We start from the raw sequence: 1,487 nt of genomic DNA, 5'->3' as shown, positions 1-1,487 counted from the left end.
GGTGGTCAAGAGCTTCACCTTTTGTTTACACGGGGACGAGATAAGGATATTTGTTATCCTTGATAGCATGTGCCGAGGCCTTGGAAGTGAATTCATGATTTTGAAAAGCCAAGTCGAATGGGCACTCCACTGCTGTGCTATTCTTGCCGCTCTGCCCGACGGTCGCTATCTCTCGACCAAAGCGCTTGCCGAATTTCATGGGCTCCCGAAGGAATACCTTTCCAAGGCCCTGCAGGGCCTGTCCCACGCGGGACTTGTCGACACGTCTCTTGGTCCGTCCGGCGGCTACCGACTGGCAAAGCCTTCGACGGATATCACTTTCCTCGAAATTGTTGAAGCTGTGGAAGGCCGGCAGCGTACGTTCGTCTGCAGCAATATCAGGGCCAACAATCCCTGCCGCCCGAAGGACTATTGTGAGAGCAGCCCTTGTGCGGTGGCGCGCATCATGTGGGAGGCCGACGAAGCGTGGCGCGCGAAACTGGGCAGCGTCAAATTGTCAGACCTCGTCGGCGTTCTGTCGAAGGAGATCCCGCCGGAACTCTGGAAAAGTTCTTTCGAATGGGTGCTAGAGCGCGCCGGATGATATCGCCCTGGGAGTGGCCTGTTCCTTCTGTTCGCCCGTCGGGAGGCAGATGAGACTTTGGGCCGGCATCGCCAATGATATTCCGTTCGCCCTGCAATGTTCGTAGATGAGGTCGATGATCTCGTTCTGTGCCGGCATGCGGCCTGCCGCGCTCGCGACGCGGAAGAACAGCTCGACCTCGATGGCGATTGCGTCGATCGTCTTGAGCGCGACGACCGGCGGCGGGTTCATGACGATCCCTTCGCAGCCCTGCAGGATGGCAAGCATGACCTCTTCGACGAGCCGCGGCTTGTGTATGGCGGATATTCGTATCGTCAGTGAGATCTGGTGCGACTCATCAGGGCGGCTGCGATTGGTAACACCCTGTTTCGCCAGCACGCTGTTCGGCAGGACGACGACGTTATATCCGCCCGAAAGCAGATTGGTGGAGCGCCAGTTGGTTTCGACGACGCGACCTTCGGTGCCGTCGCCGAGCTGGATCCAGTCGCCGATGACGTAGGCGCGACCGAGTGCCAGCGCGATCCCGGAAAAGACGTCGGCAAGCGTGTTCTGCAGCGCCAGGCCGATAATGACGACGACGATGCCTGAGGTGGCAATCAGCGGCCCAACGGGTGCGCCGAAGACGAAGCCGATGACGGACAGGGCGACGCCGAGATAGACGATGCCGACGATCAGATCCTGAAGAAGATGCGCCTCCTGCGGCCGGCGGTTGAGGGTGAGATAGATATGGAGGAAGCCGATCATCGTCCAGGCAAGATGCAGCCACCAGAGGATCCTTGCGGACTTGGCAAGCAGGATGCCGGCATCCTGAAGCTCGTCGTAATCAAAGTGATAAGGCGAGATTCCGGCAAGCCAGAGCACGAGGCTCATGCAGCAAAAGAACAGGATTTGCACGACGAGGCGC

General features: G+C 58.8%; 2 protein-coding genes. One reads left to right on the top strand and one right to left on the bottom strand.

The window, feature by feature from the left end; translation table 11 throughout:
* Positions 1-94 precede the first annotated feature (94 nt).
* On the top strand, positions 95-583 hold the full coding sequence (locus FHT73_RS29285; RefSeq protein ID WP_183716551.1) for an Rrf2 family transcriptional regulator: 489 nt from the start codon (positions 95-97) through the stop codon (positions 581-583).
* Here the strand turns inward: FHT73_RS29285 and FHT73_RS29280 are convergent.
* Positions 566-1,487, bottom strand: a 922-nt coding sequence (locus FHT73_RS29280) for a mechanosensitive ion channel family protein (RefSeq protein WP_183716549.1), incomplete at its 5' end; no start/stop codon positions are given. The two genes, FHT73_RS29285 and FHT73_RS29280, sit on opposite strands and share 18 nt — an antisense overlap.

It is taken from the genome of Rhizobium sp. BK098 (genome assembly GCF_014193155.1).
Lineage (GTDB): Bacteria > Pseudomonadota > Alphaproteobacteria > Rhizobiales > Rhizobiaceae > Rhizobium.
This window is presented reverse-complemented; position numbering and strand designations above follow the sequence as displayed.